This is a genomic window from Pseudomonas sp. FH1 (assembly GCF_000510895.2).
GTDB classification, from domain to species: domain Bacteria; phylum Pseudomonadota; class Gammaproteobacteria; order Pseudomonadales; family Pseudomonadaceae; genus Aquipseudomonas; species Aquipseudomonas azotoformans_A.
In genome coordinates this window covers 65,198-82,401 of the sequence record NZ_AOHM01000004.1, presented here as the reverse complement: position 1 = coordinate 82,401, position 17,204 = coordinate 65,198, and the positions used below count along the sequence as shown (strand labels likewise).

The 17,204-nt window shown below is 54.6% G+C and carries 19 protein-coding genes; 1 reads left to right on the top strand and 18 read right to left on the bottom strand.

What is annotated here, in order from left to right:
- Positions 1 to 13: 13 nt before the first annotated feature.
- From H096_RS01945 to H096_RS01865, 17 genes are all read right to left on the bottom strand, one after another.
- Complete coding sequence (locus H096_RS01945) at positions 14 to 970, bottom strand: lysozyme inhibitor LprI family protein (protein WP_033896487.1); 957 nt, start codon at positions 968 to 970, stop codon at positions 14 to 16.
- 101 nt (positions 971 to 1,071) lie between these two features.
- Positions 1,072 to 2,079, bottom strand: coding sequence for a hypothetical protein (locus H096_RS01940; RefSeq protein ID WP_033896485.1), 1,008 nt, complete (start codon positions 2,077 to 2,079; stop codon positions 1,072 to 1,074).
- A 164-nt stretch (positions 2,080 to 2,243) separates the two neighbouring features.
- Complete coding sequence (locus H096_RS01935; protein WP_033896483.1) at positions 2,244 to 2,822, bottom strand: TerD family protein; 579 nt, start codon at positions 2,820 to 2,822, stop codon at positions 2,244 to 2,246.
- An 83-nt stretch (positions 2,823 to 2,905) separates the two neighbouring features.
- Positions 2,906 to 3,481, bottom strand: a complete 576-nt coding sequence (locus H096_RS01930; protein ID WP_033896481.1) for a TerD family protein — start codon at positions 3,479 to 3,481, stop codon at positions 2,906 to 2,908.
- Positions 3,482 to 3,508: 27 nt separating this feature from the next.
- Positions 3,509 to 4,510: a TerC/Alx family metal homeostasis membrane protein gene (locus H096_RS01925; protein ID WP_047303561.1), complete on the bottom strand. Its 1,002-nt coding sequence runs from the start codon at positions 4,508 to 4,510 to the stop codon at positions 3,509 to 3,511.
- Positions 4,511 to 4,554: 44 nt separating this feature from the next.
- Positions 4,555 to 5,004: a tellurite resistance TerB family protein gene (locus H096_RS01920; protein ID WP_033896478.1), complete on the bottom strand. Its 450-nt coding sequence runs from the start codon at positions 5,002 to 5,004 to the stop codon at positions 4,555 to 4,557.
- Between the two features lie 45 nt (positions 5,005 to 5,049).
- Positions 5,050 to 6,231 (bottom strand): TerD family protein, encoded by a 1,182-nt coding sequence (locus tag H096_RS01915; RefSeq protein ID WP_033896477.1) that lies wholly within the window; start codon positions 6,229 to 6,231, stop codon positions 5,050 to 5,052.
- Positions 6,231 to 6,818, bottom strand: coding sequence for a TerD family protein (locus tag H096_RS01910; RefSeq protein ID WP_033896476.1), 588 nt, complete (start codon positions 6,816 to 6,818; stop codon positions 6,231 to 6,233). The genes H096_RS01915 and H096_RS01910 overlap by 1 nt, the downstream gene beginning before the upstream one ends.
- A 2-nt stretch (positions 6,819 to 6,820) precedes the next feature.
- Entirely contained in the window at positions 6,821 to 7,579 is a 759-nt protein-coding gene (locus tag H096_RS01905; RefSeq protein ID WP_033896475.1) for an HAD family hydrolase, read from the bottom strand.
- On the bottom strand, positions 7,576 to 8,526 hold the full coding sequence (locus H096_RS01900; protein ID WP_033896474.1) for an HpcH/HpaI aldolase/citrate lyase family protein: 951 nt from the start codon (positions 8,524 to 8,526) through the stop codon (positions 7,576 to 7,578). The genes H096_RS01905 and H096_RS01900 overlap by 4 nt, the downstream gene beginning before the upstream one ends.
- Positions 8,526 to 9,620, bottom strand: a complete 1,095-nt coding sequence (locus H096_RS01895; RefSeq protein WP_033896473.1) for a cysteine protease StiP domain-containing protein — start codon at positions 9,618 to 9,620, stop codon at positions 8,526 to 8,528. The genes H096_RS01900 and H096_RS01895 overlap by 1 nt, the downstream gene beginning before the upstream one ends.
- Positions 9,613 to 10,371: a hypothetical protein gene (locus H096_RS01890; RefSeq protein ID WP_033896472.1), complete on the bottom strand. Its 759-nt coding sequence runs from the start codon at positions 10,369 to 10,371 to the stop codon at positions 9,613 to 9,615. Before H096_RS01890 ends, H096_RS01895 begins: the two co-directional genes overlap by 8 nt.
- Positions 10,361 to 11,488, bottom strand: a complete 1,128-nt coding sequence (locus H096_RS01885) for a phosphoribosyltransferase domain-containing protein (protein ID WP_033896471.1) — start codon at positions 11,486 to 11,488, stop codon at positions 10,361 to 10,363. Before H096_RS01885 ends, H096_RS01890 begins: the two co-directional genes overlap by 11 nt.
- A 73-nt stretch (positions 11,489 to 11,561) precedes the next feature.
- Positions 11,562 to 12,701 (bottom strand): trypsin-like peptidase domain-containing protein, encoded by a 1,140-nt coding sequence (locus H096_RS01880; protein WP_033896470.1) that lies wholly within the window; start codon positions 12,699 to 12,701, stop codon positions 11,562 to 11,564.
- A gap of 78 nt (positions 12,702 to 12,779) precedes the next feature.
- Complete coding sequence (locus H096_RS01875; RefSeq protein ID WP_033896469.1) at positions 12,780 to 13,778, bottom strand: ATP-grasp domain-containing protein; 999 nt, start codon at positions 13,776 to 13,778, stop codon at positions 12,780 to 12,782.
- 626 nt (positions 13,779 to 14,404) lie between these two features.
- Positions 14,405 to 15,799 (bottom strand): DEAD/DEAH box helicase family protein, encoded by a 1,395-nt coding sequence (locus tag H096_RS01870; protein ID WP_033896468.1) that lies wholly within the window; start codon positions 15,797 to 15,799, stop codon positions 14,405 to 14,407.
- Positions 15,796 to 16,389, bottom strand: coding sequence for a hypothetical protein (locus tag H096_RS01865; protein ID WP_033896466.1), 594 nt, complete (start codon positions 16,387 to 16,389; stop codon positions 15,796 to 15,798). The genes H096_RS01870 and H096_RS01865 overlap by 4 nt, the downstream gene beginning before the upstream one ends.
- A 101-nt stretch (positions 16,390 to 16,490) precedes the next feature.
- On the opposite strand from H096_RS01865, the gene H096_RS01860 reads away from it, so the two are divergent.
- Positions 16,491 to 16,718 (top strand): helix-turn-helix transcriptional regulator, encoded by a 228-nt coding sequence (locus H096_RS01860; protein WP_033896465.1) that lies wholly within the window; start codon positions 16,491 to 16,493, stop codon positions 16,716 to 16,718.
- Between the two features lie 55 nt (positions 16,719 to 16,773).
- Here H096_RS01860 and H096_RS01855 read toward each other — a convergent pair whose 3' ends face one another.
- The gene (locus H096_RS01855) at positions 16,774 to 17,202 is read right to left on the bottom strand and encodes a hypothetical protein (protein WP_033896464.1); all 429 of its coding nucleotides are present in this window, start codon (positions 17,200 to 17,202) and stop codon (positions 16,774 to 16,776) included.
- Positions 17,203 to 17,204: the final 2 nt, after the last annotated feature.

Below are 17,204 nucleotides of genomic sequence, written 5' to 3'. Positions count from 1 at the left end.
ACCGATATGTCACTTATGCCCGTCCGGAAATGTAATCGTCGATCGAACTGAATTGCCGATTGCGGCACATCCAGCCTGAGAGGAATACGAACACGGTCGTGGCAAGAACTGCCCAGCCGCGCCGCCGCCGGGCCTCACTTTTGGTGCGGGCACCACCGCACAGCAGGAGAGCCATCATAAGGAAGTAGAAGGTCAGCAGAATGACCTTTGCAAAGAGGGATAGAAGGAAAAACCAGATGCTGTTGCTTCTGTACGTTTGGATAAGCACCTGCAAGGACATAAGACCACCGAGGACGCAGGCAGCAATGATGGAGTAGTTGCGTGGGACCTCGAGCCAGGCGCTCGCGACGAAATACGCACCAATCCCCAAGATCGGAGTCAAGGTTGTCCAAAACGCGTCGGTGTAGTCCTGATAGATCGTAATGGTCCCCCGGCGGTGCAGGTAAATGCAGACCAGCAGCAACATTGCCATCACGAACAGGCCAATCTTCAAGTTCAGGATCGCTTGATGATCATCCGCTGCACTTCGCGTCGCTGCCGGCTTCACCGCGGCGGGAACCATTGGAGAAGTAGCGGCCTTTGAAATCACATTCGTTTCAGATTGATCAACCCGGGTAGCGGCAACGGAGGTTGGCGCTTTAGATGGATGATCAACCTTGGTGCGTAATAGAACACTGAGCCGATCAGTCATCGAAGCGGTTAAGCAACTGGCGGTCTTGCAGTTGTCGCGCAGACGCAACCAGTCTCGTTGATCTTGACGGACCTGGGCCTTGTTCGGCGCTGCGTCTAATGCGCGGACATATTCGGAGTTCATCTGCTCATCCAGACGACTGAGTGCAGAATCTGTGCAAATCGATTTCTCAGCAAAGCTTGCAGCTTTGGTGCAATCAAAGCTGGTGGCGTTGGAGTGGGCTGATACCAGGGTGAGCAACATGGCGAAAAGGCCAGAGCCGATGTTGAAGCGCGACATATCAGATTTTTCCTTCTTTTTGTTTGCTCCCGCGTTTCGCCAGAGCCCTGCCTAACCGCGCTCGCATGCACGCGGCTAGGTGCCTGATGCCTGGCTCTTACTTACGACGTTGGGGCCTGAAGAAATGTCGTGCCGTCCCACTTGTAGTTTTCGGTGCTCTGAACACTCGGGCAGCAATCAGCATCATCCGGACCGACGGAGAGAACAGTCAGCCTGACGGTTTGGGGATCAACCACCTGGATGTCCTGGACACCATTGCCGACTACAGCTTTCCCACGGAACTCCCAGCCTGCCGAACCGCCAATGAACGCGGCAAGTGTTTGGAAGTAGCCATTACCGCCGCCTTGACCTTCGATCGTGTAAAGCACCACGGCATCCTTGATACCGTCGTTATTCAAGTCAGCAAAGATGATCTGACGACCGTCCTTGTATTCATCCCCACCATCCTGATCAATCTCACTCGAGATCATCCGATCTGCAGATGCAGCAAGGTCGGATGGCACTAATGCTTTTGCCTGAACTGCTGGCTCAACCGACTGGCTCGCTGGCTCCGCCGGCCGGGCAGTCGGGGTGACCTGAGTTTGACTCGGTGCTTGAGGTACCTTGCCCAACAAAATTGCCTCGGTCTCAGTCATTGGTTCGTCAGGCTTAGCAGATATTTTGCTCGCTTGAACACCAGCGCTGACTTTTTGAAGCACTGCAGCACGCAGTTCTTGCATGTCTGAAATGTCGAAGAGTTGGTTGCGGGTATTTCCGAACGGTTGGGCTTCACCCAGGAACCATCGCGCAAAAAAACCGGGACGTTTGTTTTCTTGTTGATCGACCAGGTGGTCAATTAGCTCGTTGGCGGTTTTTGAGAAGCGATCAAACCCGTCCTTGCCCACGACCTGCACGATCGTATCCTTTTCCCTGTCGATGTTACTGCGCGCGAGCTCGAGCATGACAATGTTCGTGTCGACCAGTTTGCTTTCGCACTCGTTCGTATAATTTCCAAGGCATGCCTGCCTATATTCTTGAACTGCATTGTTGGCCTTGAAGTCGTTGTAGGCTCCGCAGCCTGACATGGACACCAAAACACCTGCAGCTATAACCCCACGAAACATGCCCATCCAAATATCCTTTTGAAACCGAGAACCAGTGGACTGTCATGGCGATCGCCAGCAGTCGCTCCTAGTGAAGAAGTGGTAGATACCGCCCACAGGACCCACTCCGTGGTCTTTCTGTAGGCAAGAAAAAGCCCCCATTTCGCGGGGGCTTTCTCAAGCCTTGCGGCTTAGCCGATGTTCACGCCCATCGATTTAGCCAGCGGGGCTAGGCCGCCAGCAAAACCTTGGCCGATCGCCTTGAACTTGAACTCGTCGCCATTGCGGTACAGCTCGCCGAAGATCATCGCGGTTTCGGTCGAAGCGTCTTCGCTCAGGTCGTAGCGCGCCAGTTCTTTGCCGTCAGCCTTGTTCACTACACGGATGTAAGCGTTAGCAACCTGGCCGAAGCTCTGCTTGCGTGCTTCAGCGTCGTGAATGGTCACAGCGAATACCAGTTTCTTCACAGCGGCAGCCAGACCGGTCAACTTGACGTTGGCTTGCTCGTCATCACCAGCGCCTTCACCGGACTGGTTGTCGCCCAGGTGTTCAACCGAACCGTCTGCCGATTTTTTGTTGTTATAGAAGATAAAGCTGGCGTCGTCGAGGACTTGGCCGCTTTCACCCAGGATGAAGATCGACGCGTCGAGGTCGAATTTCGAACCGTCGGTAACTCGTGCGTCCCAACCCAGACCTACAGTGACTTCGGTCAGGCCTGGGGCCTCTTTAGACAAACTTACGTTCCCGCCTTTCTGCAAAGATACGGCCATTTTCGATTCCTTTAAGTGAGGTAAACAAGGCCTTGAAATCAAGACCAAGCAAACAAAAAATAATTAAATTAACGACTTAGGCGTTAAAAATTCATGCCGTAGTTATTGGCCAGAGCTTTCAGGCCGCCGGCATAACCCTGGCCAACAGCGCGGAATTTCCACTCGCCGCCGTTGCGGTACAACTCAGCAAACACCATCGCAGTTTCAGTCGACGCGTCTTCTGCCAGGTCGTAACGAACGACTTCCGCATTGGTCGTATCGTTAACGATGCGAATGAAGGAGCCGCCGACCTGACCGAAGCTTTGCTTGCGTACTTCTGCATCGTGGATGGTAACGATGAAGACCACTTTGTCCACGTCGGCCGGGATGCGGCTCAGGTCTACCTTGATTACTTCGTCGTCGCCGTCGCCCGCACCGGTGCGGTTGTCGCCAGTGTGCTCAACCGAACCGTCAACGCTTTTCAGCTGGTTGTAGAAAATGAAGTCGGCTTCGCCGCGTACTTTGCCATTTGCTGCCAGCAATAGCGCACTGGCGTCCAGGTCGAACTCAGCACCATCAGTAGCACGCGGGTCCCAGCCCAGGCCTACCAAGATTTTGGTCAGGCTCGGGTCGGTTTTGGTCAACGAAAGATTGCCACCTTTCTGTAGGGTCAACGCCATGGGTATTACTCCTTGTGGTATGGGCTGTTACTCAGCGGTTTCAGGTTGAGCTTCTTCCTTGCCTGGGAAGACAAGGCTTGCAACCACACCAATCGCCAGTACAACCATAACGATCAGCAGGCTGGTGTTTGCATCGATTGTGTAGCCATGGTGGAACATGTGGTCGGTTGCGTTCAGGCCGAGTTTAATGGCGATGAAGAACAGCAGCGCGACTACAGATTTTTCTAGGTGGACCAGGTAGCGTTTCAGCGCTTCGAGCACGAAGTACATGGTACGCAGACCCAGGATCGCAAACAGCATGGCAGAGTAGACGATCAGGGGCTCACGGCTAACCGCGATCACCGCCGGCACAGAGTCGAACGCGAACAACACGTCAGACACTTCGGCCACTACAAGGCAAAGGAACAACGGGGTCGCAAAAATCGTTCCTTTTGCTGCCAGTGTCATGCCTTTGTTCTCAGGCTTCTGGAGTTCCACCTCCAGCTGCTTACGGCTGACGAAGAAATTATGGCCATGGAGTTTCGGCCACACAGGGAACAACTTCTGGGCGAAGCGGTAAGCCATATGCTTGGAGTAGTCCTCTTCCTCTTCATCATCACCGCCGGCGCGCAGCATCATAACTGCGGTCCAAGCCACGATCACTGCGAAGACGATTTCGACCCACGGACCGAAAGCCAACAGGCCGGTACCAATGGCAACGAAGATGCCGCGGAACACAATGGCGCCGATAATGCCCCAATACAGGACTCGGTGACGCATGCCATCTGGCACTTTGAACCATGCGAAAATCGCCATGAACACGAACAGGTTGTCGACGCTCAGAACTTTTTCAAGGGCGTAGCCAGTTACAAACAGGCTGGCGACTTCAGGGCCGTGCTGTACGTATAAGAAGCCGGCGAACACTAACGAGATAGCGATCCAGAAGATCGACCAAATCGAAGCCTTAGCCAGGGAAATTGGCTTGTCACCGCGGTGAGTAACCATGTCGAGGAGAAGCGCGCCGAGCGCGATCCCGACGAATACCGCCATGGTCAGCGGAGGGAAACCGATTTGAGTGTCCAAAGTAACGCTCCTTAGAGTTCAAAATCAGCTGGGTTAAGGCCCAGCTCAAGGCAGACCAAACGGCAGGCCGCTTTTTCTTGGGCGTCAAAGTCGCCGTCCGACGCACCGATGGCACAGCCCACGCGCACCAGGAGTCGGGACGCGCCGGCATCGTTCTTGATCTTGCCGATGACCTTCAGTGCTTCGGCTTGGCCGAGTTGAAAGTCGAACTCGAACTTTTCACAGTGTGCGTTGAACGCCTTGATCACATCGCCCATGTCGAAAACTTTCAACTCAGGCGAGTTTTGGATGAAGCCGGTCATCTTCTGTTTTTCCTCAGAAGAGATACCGCCGGATGCAGCTGAGATGAGAGCGCAATTGGCGGTCATCGCATCTAGAAATTTCTGATTCTTGAACTTCGAAACTTCGGTAGTTAGTGCTTCACGCGCTGCTGCTGCGTTTTGCTTAAGCCATGCAAACATGTTGTGTTCCCCCAAGGGCGGGGTCGTATGACCCCGCCATGATTTCTATTTGGACCCTGCAGTCCACCTCATGCCCCAGCCATAAGCCTGGTCCATGAGTTTGTGGCCTCGGTGGAAGTCCACCCGCCGAGAGACCTTAACGGCACCGTTCACGTTTTCAAGCATCGCTATGGCACACATTGGTTCACGGCCACCCTCTTCATTGAGACGCACCTCAATGTCAGGCTGACCAGGAATGTAAATAGTCACCACTCCATCGGTTTCTTTCCAAGAAGGCGAGCCCTCATAGATGAAGGCGAACACTAAAATGCGGCGAATTTCACTCCATTGTTTGCCATTGATATGCAACCACTCGCCACCGGAAACAGAGCCAGTACGGTCATCGCCCATCAGCTGTATGTATGGTTCCCGATTGAGACTGCCGAAGGACTCCCCGAGGGCTTGAACAACGCCCTTCTCGCCGTCTTGCAGCTCGTACAGGCAACCAACGTCCAGGTCGACGGATTGACTTCGCTTGAAGAAGCCGCCCGAGCTGCCTTTGTTCCAGTTCAAGTTCACCTTGATTTCGCCGAAACCGGCTGCCGTCTTTTCAAGACTGATAGACGATCGTGTTTTATCGAGGGTGACCTTGCTCAGACTAATCGTAGATTTAGGTGCAGCGGCCGGAGCAGGCGGCGGCGTTTGTACCACTGGAGCAGGTGCAGGTGCAGGGGCCGGCGCTGGTGCGGCGACCTCTACACCAAAGTGCTTGGCCAACGGCTCAAGGCCGCCATTGAAGCCCTGGGCCACACAGCGGAATTTCCAGTCACCATTTCGGCGATAAAATTCGCCGAGGATGAGTGCTGTTTCCTTCATGCCACCGGTTGGGATTTGAGCTTCAATTCCACCCGTCACCACAACCGAAAGTTGTGACACGCGCTCAAAGCTCGCCTTGTTCTCGTAGATCGTGGCAGTGAGCGCCACTTTCTCAACTGCAGACTCAAGACGACTCGTATCGAGTGAAAATACTGCGCGCCCAGCCGAGGATTCGGTCAGCTGAACAGCGCCACCCAGAATTTGAGGCTGGCCATAGAAACACATGTCGCCATCGCCTCGGACTTTGGCCGAGGCGCCCAGTGCGAAGGCCGATACGTCAATGTCGGCCCCCGGGATAGGCGAGTAATTGATATCAACGCGAAGCTGGCCGCTGGCAACCGGCGCATTACCACCAGGTACGAGATTAGCCATTAGCGCAACGCCTGAACGGCCAGAGTGATCAGGTCGTCAGCAGTACGACCATTCGTGGTGGTGCCGATCGCCTTGAATTCCCAGTCGCCATTTTCGCGAGCCAGGCTCGCCATGACGATGCCGGTGTGCCCACCTTTTTCAGAAAGGTTGAAGCGTGCCAGCTCGGTGTTGTTGCTGCCATTCACGATACGGCAGTAGGCCTTTTCGACCTTCTCAAAAGACTGGCCCGTGAATGAATTAACGGTAAAAATCAAGTACTTAACGGAGGCGGGCAGGCGCTGCAGGTCGACATTAATGGTCTCGTCATCGCCTTCGCCATCGCCGGTACGATTGTCACCGGAGTGCTTGATCGAACCGTCCTGGGACTTCAGTTGGCGGAACCACACCAGGTCGATTTTTTGGTAATCGCTGTTCAGCAAAATGCAGGAAGCGTCGAGGTCGATCTCGGAACCACCACCAAACATCTTGCCGAGGAAACCGCCCGCCTTGACTGGGTCCCAACCCAGACCAAGGCTGATGCTGGTCAGCGAACTGCCGGCCGTTTTAGCTAGGGAGATGGATTGCTGTTTTTGCAGGGTAAGTGCCATGGTTACGCTCCTTGTTGGTCATCAGTGTTCGCGTGTCGATCAGGGTTGACCGCCACTTGCAGGTTAGCGTGCGCGACATTGCTCACACCCAAATTCCCGCTTCTATCTGCCCGCAGGCGAAGACGGCGCCATGCGGGGTGAAAGTGTCGCCAGTGTGCTTCTTGCGCCGCGGCCAACAACTCAAAATCACCGCGGGTGTCACCCCATGCTTTAAGCCGGTACTGGCCGAGCGGCCCATACACAGCCCCAAGTCTGAGTACTTTGTTCTCGCATCTGCAGTTGTTGCCAGTCATGCGCCCGGTCAACAGACCGTCTACCGCCTCAAGCTCGGTGCCGATCAACTTGATGCCAAGTCGATCCGCAAACGGCTGGAGCACCAACGCTGGGGACGCGGAGCAGAGAGTAACTACTGCACCTGCCTCTACTTCGGCGGCGACAGATTTTAAACCTGAAGGGCGCATGAGCTGTTCCCAAAACAACCCGCAGAATTTCACGGCCTGCTCCTGCACCCATTTCATTTCTACGCCTGTAAGAAACGTGCTGATCAGCTGTGCTTTCAACTCATCACGATTCAAACGCCGAGCCAGGAATCGAACGCTTGGCAGCGCAAGCCGCAAAATGCGTCGATTGAATTCCCGGGGTCCGAAGGCAAACTTCAGGAATGGGATGAAGCTATCGTGCCGGGTCAGCGTGCCGTCGAAGTCAAAAACCGACAGCACCTGACGCCTTTGCCCGCCAGCATCGTCAAATCCCATTGTCATCGCGCGGCCTCGGCCAAACGGATAGGCGCCTCAATAGGTCCTACATCCGGTTGCCGAACTCCGTGCCACTCTGCTCTTTCAAGGATGTTGACCGCCCATTTGTAATGGGTCGCAGGCTCGCACATGGCATCGTTGTGCTTGAACACTGCCGGAGCAACTTCACTGACAATCATCCTGGCGCAGTTGAGGTCTTCGAGGCTTACGCGCAACGCGTCCTGGATCGTGTTGATCTGAGATGGATGAATCGCCGTCTTCCCTACCAAGCCATGGGCGATGTCGAGTTCCAGCTCCTCCATCAGCAAATGCGGTGTCGCGAGTTGTTCGAACACCGGTGCCGTCAGTGCGAAACCTTGAGACCCCATGACGCCTGCCAACATTGGGATCACGTAGCCCATTGGGGTGCTGTAGAGCGTTGTTGCGGGATTGCGACGAAGTCCAAGACTTCCCATCAGGTCGTTCCCGCCGATACGTAGGGCGATAATTCGCTGATTCAGGTTCGCCTTCAGCGCCTGGCCCAACTCGACCATTCCACCTGGGTTGAACACGTCTGTAGTTTCCAGCGTCGGCATGAGGTACAGCGCCGGGTTTGTAACGGCCTGTTCCCAATCTCCAAGGTTGCGCAGGGTCAATTTCGGCACAACGAACCCATCGACGTGGGCCATTATTGGCCATTCATTCAGCACGGCAGCCATCACCGAGTCTCGGGGGCGAACAAACAGCAGCGGACCATCAGACGGACGCCCACCGCGCTCGTTGATCGCGGTCAACAGGCCATGCAGATTTTTCAACGCCGTGTCGACGTCAATTTCCGCGACCGCATCCTCCAAGCAAACAACCAGAGAACGCAGTTCAGGCAGTTTTGTGCGGAAAACCACTTCCAGCAGATCCGCACGTGTGGCCGGCATGTAGAGCGTTGCCCCCAGGGCATAAGGAGAAAGGACTTTCATCAGCTCACACTCCGAATGATGGTAACCGCCCGGTAAGGGCCCAATGCAGCACCGACCGCTTCCACAGCCACCCCAGCGCCCTCAGTCAGGTGCATGAGCAACTGAACATCGCTGTCGCTACGGCTGCGAACCAAGACGTGATCCGGTACGCGACGCAGTACCGCGCGGGTTGCTTCGGCAATACCTGGCTTTACTCGGTTGAGATTAGTAATGCCGAACTGAGAGGCCAGCGACTTGACTACGTGCGCAGCTGCACCCTGCAATTCAAAACGCTGGGTGTCGGTCCATGGCGAGGCTTGAGGAACCGCCCCCAGCGCCTTTCGCTTCTCGTCGATCTGCTCGATGAACTCGCGGGTTAAATCGTGCTCACGCAGATGGTCGTAAACCACACAACCATGCAGGCCTCCATTCGCGGGCCAGATGGAGCGCGAAACCAGACCAGACACCGTCGCACCAAGGATGCCGGAGGGGATAACCCAGTCTTCAGCCGACGCGGACAACCACGCCCGGCCGCAGGGATCTGCCAGCACAACAAGCCGAGGTTCCTCAGGAAAGCGTGAGTCGCCATTGAGGCTGCGCTGAATCTCACCAGAGATAGCGCCCTTCCCTGTCCAGCCATCGACGAAGACGATGTTCTCGGCACCATGTGCCTGAATGATGGCTTCGAGGGCGACCTTATCTATCCCCCGATCCCGAACGATGCTGATTCCGTAGTGGTGCGCATCTCGACCCATGTCGAGCAGGGCCCGACGCAACAACACGCCGAGCGGCAGGCCAGCACGAACGAAAGACACGAGCACAATTGACGGACCCGTGCATGCCTCGCTCAGCGCCAGCGCCAGGGACTGAACGTCCATGGCCATGCGGGTACCGTTTTGTTCAAGTGCGCGCTCGTATAGGGCTTTATGCACGTCAGTCGGCGCACTCTCCAGGCTGATCATTTCGGAGTAGTGCTTCTGCTTCGACTGAATCAGACGCTCCTTCTCCAAGACATCAGTGGTTTCCATCTGAACGGCCTGCAGCAGAAACTGAACATCATCTGCTGCATAGCTGCCGCTCCCTACGGTAACCAGACCCGCAACGGCCTTAGTCATGGATTTTCACCCCAACCAGCTTGGCCAATTGGCTACGCGCAGGGGTCGCCCACATATGACACTCCTGCATGAAACCGAGGTCAGTGATGCTGTCCCCAAAGCCCAGCACAGGACGCTCACCATTGGCCTCACGATCACGGCGCAACAATTCTTGAACGGCCACTTCCTTCGACAGGCCCAGCGGCAAGAACGCGAGGTTGTTGGAATTTCCGTGGATGTGCATCCCTTCCAGTAAACCGCGAGCCTGTACTTCCGCGAGTACCGTTTGTAGGACTTCATCGTTGGATTCGTTGTGCTTGGTCACCACGTAGTGGCGCAGGCCTTCTTCCTCGACAACCCATCCGCGCAAGGAAATGCCAAGCTCCTTACCAATGGCGAGGGTTGCTTCACTGAGGCCTGGCAAGCGAGCCTGATAGTCAGCAAGAACATCGCTCATGCGTGCTTGCCATTCCTCGTCAAGCTTTCCATCAGGACCAAGGATCACGCCGCCATGGGAGCAGACGGCACCGTGCATGAAAGGCAGTTGCACACGACTGAATGCTTCAACGCTGCGCGCTGTAACTGGGATCACGTCGGTTGTGGATAGGAGCCAATGGGCAAGGGAATGTTGGACAGTGCTCATGTAGCCATTGGGTTGACCCTCGATATCGAGAGTCGCAGTGACCCGCGGCAAACCTTCTGGCATTTTGCGAGCAGTCTGGAACAGGGTGTCGTCGAGATCGACCAGGGCGAGGGGGCGCTTATTGACCATCGACAATCACCTCCGCGTTCAGGGATTCAATCAGCGAGGCGGACACAGCCTGCACAGGTGTTTCCGAGCAAATCAGGACGCGATCAAATTGTCCGGGGCTCACGTTGTAGAGGAAGTTGGGGATACCGAGACCGTAGTTGTCCGCGAAAGACAATACGTGACCGATGGCATGGCCCAGAGCGATTGGCGAGCGACTGGTTGAACTGAAATGCACATCTGCGCCAGCACGCTCTAAGCGTTCAGCGAGCAGAAATGGACGCCAGACGAATTCACTGGTACCGACCACAAGTACGCGCTCACCTGCTTTGACGTTCAGGTCCAGAGCCAGGGTGTCTTCTACGACGCGAATACCATGACGCCCCCAGTCACTCTCCGCCGTCAACGGCCACTCACCAGGCTCGATGGTACCAACGGCCGGCATTTCCGGTAGCGGCGCCTCAGCGTCCTCGTGGAAGGTGTACGAACCCTGCAACAGCGATACCTGATGTGCTGAGTCCCCAATGGTTTTGCGAACAGCATCGCCGGACCAATCCGTCAGTACGCACGTCACCACGCGCTCGACCTGGGTCAGGCCGGCATCGACCAGCGCACGGTGAAGATTGATGAAAGTTTTGCCGGTGGAGGCTTCGTCGTCGACCAGCACCAGCGAACGGGCATTCAACATCATTTCCCGAACATCGGGAGCGACAGGCAGATGAATGAGATGAGCGCTGGCGTGGCTATGCTCTTCTTCAAAACGGGCGAACAATTCATTGCCCGTCGGGTGACGTGTGCTGACCATGTAGACGGTGTCAGGGCGGGTCGCGCTGAAGGCACGATGTACGCCGGCACCCAAGCCAACTGCTGTTTCCGCCATGCCGATAACGAGCACAGGCCCTGGCAGATCTTCAGGTATTTGCGCCGCGAGACTGTGAAAGCTCGCGTTCATGATCGAAGGACGCACAGGGATATGGCGGCCCAGTACTTTGGACACGAATAGAAACGCACGCTTGGGATTACGGCGCTCGGCGAAACCGAACAATGAGCCCGGGTCGATCTGTGAGGCATCGACGGTGACATCGAGACGCCCGCGCATCAGTTGTACGCTTAGCGCTTTTGTTACTGCGTTACTTTCCATGAAACAAATTCCTAGGTTAGCGTGAGGTCGATAACCTAACGTCTCGTCCGCAGCTTTCAAGTCAAAACAGGGGCTAAAAATTCTTGGCTTCGACGCGCCACATAGATGCTTGGGCCGAGCGAGCTAATTCAGCAGTTGTGAACGTCTTGCTGTTGGATGTTTGAGGTGCATCGACGCGGCACGCATCCAGAAAGGAGAGGAGCAACGACGCCTTAACCGCAAAATTCATATTTTGAGCATCAGGCATTGTCGACGTGACCAAACCGACTACGGCACCTGATGAATCAAACAAGGGAGATCCGCTAGAGCCTGGTTGAATGGCCGCGGTAAATTGCAAAAGGCTTGAATCGTTGTGGAGGCCAAACAACGCCGACACACCCCCCTGGGTAACGTGCACACCGCCGCCGGCAAAACCTGACAACGGGAAACCCAAAGCAACAACAGATTCGCCTAGGTCACAGCCAAAGCCCTTTTTGAAGGACACTGGTTTCAATGTGGGGGATTCCATGACTCTGAGGAGAGCGATGTCGTTACGCTGATCGATTACGACTGGCTCCGCACGATAACGACCCTCAAAGGAGGAAATAGATATCTCACTCATACCCTCGATTACGTGGGCACAGGTGAGCACATGGTTCTGCGAAACAGCGAAGCCGGTACCGGTTGCTCCCGTGCGCGATCGATCAGGATCACCTGTACGACTGCGCCCTTTGGGATGAGCGTCATTGATATCGATGCCAATCCGACGCCCAAGGGCTGCCAACCCATAAGCCGAACCCTCAGCTAGGGCACGAAACTTCCATTGCTGATTACGGATGTAGAACTCGCCGATGATGATCGCCGCTTCACCGTTATCGTGAAGGTCCAATCGGTATTCGATCTGTTCGTCCACAAGCAAATGCAACGAACGAAGCTCGCTTACCGGGCCGGCTGCGGAAAATGTGTACGCGATAAGAAGCACCCGATCGCTGCCGGGCGGGAGGGATGACAGGTTCAACTTACAACCAACCTTCGCTTGGTCGCCGCCCCACTCCATCCATGACTGTGTAGTCTGGAATAGTGCAGCCTCACCAGTGGGTTGGCGTTTGTCATTTACCGGCAGTATGGCAATCGCCGCGTACTCCCCGAAAGCCGAGGAGTTTCCGCATTCCAGAGTCCATTCACTCCGTGCACCTGATACCGCGGTGTTTACGCCTGGCGCGAGCACCATCATTCCTTGATTACTCCTTGAGTGCTAAAACCACCGCGCTGCAATGGTACCAAACTTCAGGTTTCTCGATGCCTCAGGATGTCATTTTGGCACTACAGCTGCAACGGTGACCCCTTTCACACGTACGTCTGGCCGCCAAACGGTAGCTGGCTCAGGGAGATTCAGGCGGCGAGTAGCAAATATGCCCGCCAAATTGACGCCAGCCTCCCGGGTATAACCAACGCCACCAGAGTAGCGCGGGTTGATTTCCAACAAGTGGGGTATACCCTGCGCATCATCCTTTGTCTGAACGTTCACAATGCCGTCACACTGGAAATGCTCGGCCGCTTTGAGTGCAAGCTCAACCGCTGCACCATCGTTTTCAAAAATCTGATGGACGCCGGTCTTCCTCCGGGCCACGAACGCGATCGCTCGGCCAGCCTCGCAGACCATATCGACCGAACACTCGCTCCCGGGCATGTAAGGCATCACAAGCATCGCTGGCGGCGTTGCTCTTTCGCTGTAAGCACGCATGTATGTAGCGAAATTCGCAACCCGTGCATCGGGATCAGCAAAGCAGCGAAAGGGATCAGCACCCTCTTTGAAACGCCAAAAGCCTTGGCCATAGATGCCGACTGCAGGTTTTACGCAGACCTCACCCGACGCCGAAAGAGTTTCGTAAGCAGCAAACATATCCTCAGCATTCGTAGCAGTGATCGCCGGCACGCAAGCCAAGCCAGCACGCTCTGCCTCAGCAGTAAACCTGCTCTTGTCATCAACGAGGTCGAAGGTTCGCATCGATGTCCCACCGGTTACCAGCACCAGGCCAGCTTCCTCGAATCGAGCCCGGGCCTGCTCAAATACACCCCCCAATCGACCTGCCAGGATTACTTTGATGCCATAGGTGCGTGCAGTCGAAATCACCCACGAGATCCGCTCTTCAGCACCACGAGGCTCGGTGAAACTAATATCTGCACCGGCCGTGATTTCAGGGCGATCGTCGCGATGCGAGGCGAAAATCTTCACCTCAGGTGGAAGCGCATCACGCGCACCTTGAATAATGTCGCGCTGGCTAGACTGCCCTTCGAGAAACCAAATCATGTTTTAACCTCACTTGTAGATGTGCACTGACAGTCAAACCCGATGACGGGGACTGACAGCATCCGATAAGTTCAACCGGAACATAACGAGTCCGGCCGTAGCGTCAAGGCAATGCAGCGCGTTGTTCCAGGAGAGCGTCATCACGAGACAAGCTCCCATCCACAATTTCGGTTTTCAGCTTTTAAACTGGACCGCTTGCATGCGGTTCCTGCGCTCGTAAAATAATTCGGGACGGTGGTGGTGAGGCAAAACTAGGCGAGGTCAGCCGGAGAAAAACAAACAGCATCGTCATTTTCGAGTCGAGTCCAGTTAAGAATGGGCACCGATCGCAACATTTTTCTAACAATTCTGCAGCGACATCAAGTAAATCGTCCACAGACATTCTATTTCAGCGTATGAAGCTGCAGGGCAACTGAAGCTCACCCCGTACCGTCCTCAAGTTTTGAACCAGTATCGACCCCGGGATAATCTATACCACCACCTGGAGTCCGGCGACTAAAGGGTCAACAACTACGCGATTGGGCAAAATTCCGCGTATCCACATTCCATGAAACGAGGACACCCGTGAAGGTCCATTTCCGCATAAGCCAAAACCCGCTCGCGCGCACCAGATGAGTGGCCGGGGATTAACAAACTCGAAGTAACTGCGTGCGGTAGTGTTGCGAAAAACTAAGCTCGTATGCAGGTCCAATCACGAAGTCTTTAAGAGACGCTGAAGAGCTATGACCAGCTTGATCTGGATGCATAAGGCCGAACCCGATCTCCAGATCGCTCCTCGACTCAGCATCGCCACTTCCAAACTCGTAGCTGACGGAGTCACTCGGCGCCCCCCGTACCAAGCTGAGCACAGCATGGGAATCTGGCAAGTCATCAGCTACCCGCTCAGAAAACTGCTGAAGCGTTGGTTCCGCCAGGACGTAAAGCCATGCTTCGTTGTCAGTCGTAGTTGAACGACGCAGGATCCGTCCTAGAACTTGTCGGTAGTATAATTCGGTCCTGATCCGACTCAGGTGACAGCACACCTGTAACCTAGGGATATCCGTCCCTTCACTGATCATCCCAACAGCGACTATCCAAGGACAACTGCTGTAGCGAAAGTCGTTGATTACCTGCTGAGCATTGGGAGTCTTGTTGGTTACGACTTGGCACATCTCACCTTGGTGCCGGAGCATAGCCGCGATCTGATGGGCATGTTCAATGTTCGTTGCTACCACTAGGCCGCCGGCGTCAGGCTTCACCTCGCGAATCGAATTAAGCTTGTTACACCCCAAGAGCAGTAGCTGCTTGAGAATATCCTCATGACATAAAAGATCTTCGTAGGACACAGGAGAGTCGGCCAAAAGCCTGGCTATGTTTGGGAAAATCGTGACCGTATTCTCGCTTGCAACGGCCTCAGAAAACCTAACCATTTGATTGTCAAGAATGACTATCCGAGGCGATCGACAAACTTGGTCCGCGATTGCCTCTGGCAATCCATATCGATAATCGCAGATAAGATTTGCCTCAGGCGTGGAATAGCGTGCCAAGGCGATTGCCTTTTGATCAGATCGCCAAGGAGTACCCGAAAGTGCAAGCGTGCATGCTGCGCGATCTTGAACTCTCTGAATGATCTGTTGGCCCCAAGCATTGCTTAACAGCGCATCGTGGCCTGCACAGTGATGTATCTCATCAAATACGGCGAATATACGATGGTCATCGAAGAGCCTCCAAAACGCCTCATCCCGATACTCCATACCTTGATAGGTACACACAGCACCCACAGCGCCGATTAACCCATCAAGCCGTCTCCCGAGCACTTCGGCAAACGTCCGACGGAAGCCATCTACCACTTGTCGAGATGGAGCGAAACAAAGGATCAAATCAATTTCATTGCGCTCGAGCAGCACCTTGGCTAGCTCTGCTGCCATTCGCGTTTTTCCCGAACCTGGTGTTGCTTGGCAGAAGAAGTGAGGGTTACCGCGATAGTGCTCAAGCGCGGTTTCTATACATTCCCTTTGCCACTCTCGAAGAGATTTTGTCATGCCGCGGCAATTGCCTTGAGCGAGTTTTCAAGCGCACGAAGATGCCCCAGCAACCGAGAGCTGCGGTCTCGAACCTCATGGTATTCGCCTTGAAGCCGGGCTCTTAAAACAGGGATCTCCTCAAAGAGCTGTTTGTAACGCTCCGTTTCCCCCATTGAGGACAGGAGGTCTAGGCGAGTCTCTTTTAGCATTTCTTGAAGACGGCCTTGGTCGTCCGATTCATTTTGTGCTGATCGTGTTGGCAGCTCGACCAACGGACCTTCAACGCTTTCAGAGTGAAAAGGGGATGAGTTGTCAGGTCTTTGAAATCGGGAAGCAACCAGCACAAGGTTTATATGGGCCGGCATTTCCAACAGATGGAAGAGCTGTCCACGCTTACTGAGTTTCGGCGACTTCACAACCCAGCCGGCACGAATCAGTCGACGGATTTGCTCATAAACGTAAATCCGAACTGCGCCCAGCTCATAGCCAGGGAAGTCTAGAGTCGCTGCATAGGCATCTCGAAGCTGGCGAGTCGTGAACCGCTGATGTATTTCTTGGCAAAGCAAGTCGTACAACTGCCTGTCGAATTCGAATGAATCATGTTTCATGCAGGCACCCAGAGTTCCGCGAACAAAAATACGGATTATAGTCCGTGGCTGATTCGTCCGCAAACGCCCGATAGTGCTGCCTCAAGCAGGTTGAGGCAGCTATGGGGAAATTGGCGAAGGCCTTGGGAACGAAGATACGGGAAGCAAGGAAGGCTAAGGGCTTGTCCCAAGACGTCCTAGCTCTCGTCTGCAAGGTTGATCGTAGCTATATGGGGCGCATCGAACGTGGAGAGGTAAACATAACGGTCGAGAAGCTTTATCAGATTGCTTTGAGCCTAGGGTGTGAACCAGGGTCACTTCTGCCGACAGCCAAAGATGCTAGCGATTGATAAGGTCAGGAATTGCCCCCTAGCAACCTCATTGAGGTAGAGACAAACCTTGACTTTAAGGATGCAACCTAACCTGAAAAGGCTTGATTTGGCGCTCCGCCAACTCTAACTCCCTTACGCGTTCCCATAGCTGTAGATTTTGTGTGAGGACCCGGTCGCGCTGCGCACGAACAGTTGCTAATTCAGTCGCCAAGGCATCAAGCTTATCTTCCAAACTGTCAATTTTTTTAGTGTTTGAATGACTGCCCCCCCGATTTGCCTCTGCACGAAAAGCCTCAATCCTGGCTAATATGGGCAAATGTGCGTTACGAGATTTCTTGAGGTAGCCACGATCAAATCCGGCTTCGAAACTTACAATGCTCGCGGTGATTTTCGAACGAGATAAGCCTACATGCTCCGCCACAACTGGCCTGCCTTCGAGAAGGCGCTGCAACGCCTCTTCACACTCAAGCAAACCACGACCAACTACTTTATTAGAACGCATAG

What these genes read in the sequence shown, in the direction of transcription:
- H096_RS01945 (WP_033896487.1), bottom strand. Translation starts at nt 970, where the DNA reads ATGTCGCGCTTCAACATCGGCTCTGGCCTTTTCGCCATGTTGCTCACC.
- H096_RS01940 (WP_033896485.1), bottom strand. Translation starts at nt 2,079, where the DNA reads ATGGGCATGTTTCGTGGGGTTATAGCTGCAGGTGTTTTGGTGTCCATG.
- H096_RS01935 (WP_033896483.1), bottom strand. Translation starts at nt 2,822, where the DNA reads ATGGCCGTATCTTTGCAGAAAGGCGGGAACGTAAGTTTGTCTAAAGAG.
- H096_RS01930 (WP_033896481.1), bottom strand. Translation starts at nt 3,481, where the DNA reads ATGGCGTTGACCCTACAGAAAGGTGGCAATCTTTCGTTGACCAAAACC.
- H096_RS01925 (WP_047303561.1), bottom strand. Translation starts at nt 4,510, where the DNA reads ATGGCGGTATTCGTCGGGATCGCGCTCGGCGCGCTTCTCCTCGACATG.
- H096_RS01920 (WP_033896478.1), bottom strand. Translation starts at nt 5,004, where the DNA reads ATGTTTGCATGGCTTAAGCAAAACGCAGCAGCAGCGCGTGAAGCACTA.
- H096_RS01915 (WP_033896477.1), bottom strand. Translation starts at nt 6,231, where the DNA reads ATGGCTAATCTCGTACCTGGTGGTAATGCGCCGGTTGCCAGCGGCCAG.
- H096_RS01910 (WP_033896476.1), bottom strand. Translation starts at nt 6,818, where the DNA reads ATGGCACTTACCCTGCAAAAACAGCAATCCATCTCCCTAGCTAAAACG.
- H096_RS01905 (WP_033896475.1), bottom strand. Translation starts at nt 7,579, where the DNA reads ATGACAATGGGATTTGACGATGCTGGCGGGCAAAGGCGTCAGGTGCTG.
- H096_RS01900 (WP_033896474.1), bottom strand. Translation starts at nt 8,526, where the DNA reads ATGAAAGTCCTTTCTCCTTATGCCCTGGGGGCAACGCTCTACATGCCG.
- H096_RS01895 (WP_033896473.1), bottom strand. Translation starts at nt 9,620, where the DNA reads ATGACTAAGGCCGTTGCGGGTCTGGTTACCGTAGGGAGCGGCAGCTAT.
- H096_RS01890 (WP_033896472.1), bottom strand. Translation starts at nt 10,371, where the DNA reads ATGGTCAATAAGCGCCCCCTCGCCCTGGTCGATCTCGACGACACCCTG.
- H096_RS01885 (WP_033896471.1), bottom strand. Translation starts at nt 11,488, where the DNA reads ATGGAAAGTAACGCAGTAACAAAAGCGCTAAGCGTACAACTGATGCGC.
- H096_RS01880 (WP_033896470.1), bottom strand. Translation starts at nt 12,701, where the DNA reads ATGATGGTGCTCGCGCCAGGCGTAAACACCGCGGTATCAGGTGCACGG.
- H096_RS01875 (WP_033896469.1), bottom strand. Translation starts at nt 13,778, where the DNA reads ATGATTTGGTTTCTCGAAGGGCAGTCTAGCCAGCGCGACATTATTCAA.
- H096_RS01870 (WP_033896468.1), bottom strand. Translation starts at nt 15,799, where the DNA reads ATGACAAAATCTCTTCGAGAGTGGCAAAGGGAATGTATAGAAACCGCG.
- H096_RS01865 (WP_033896466.1), bottom strand. Translation starts at nt 16,389, where the DNA reads ATGAAACATGATTCATTCGAATTCGACAGGCAGTTGTACGACTTGCTT.
- H096_RS01860 (WP_033896465.1), top strand. Translation starts at nt 16,491, where the DNA reads ATGGGGAAATTGGCGAAGGCCTTGGGAACGAAGATACGGGAAGCAAGG.
- H096_RS01855 (WP_033896464.1), bottom strand. Translation starts at nt 17,202, where the DNA reads ATGCGTTCTAATAAAGTAGTTGGTCGTGGTTTGCTTGAGTGTGAAGAG.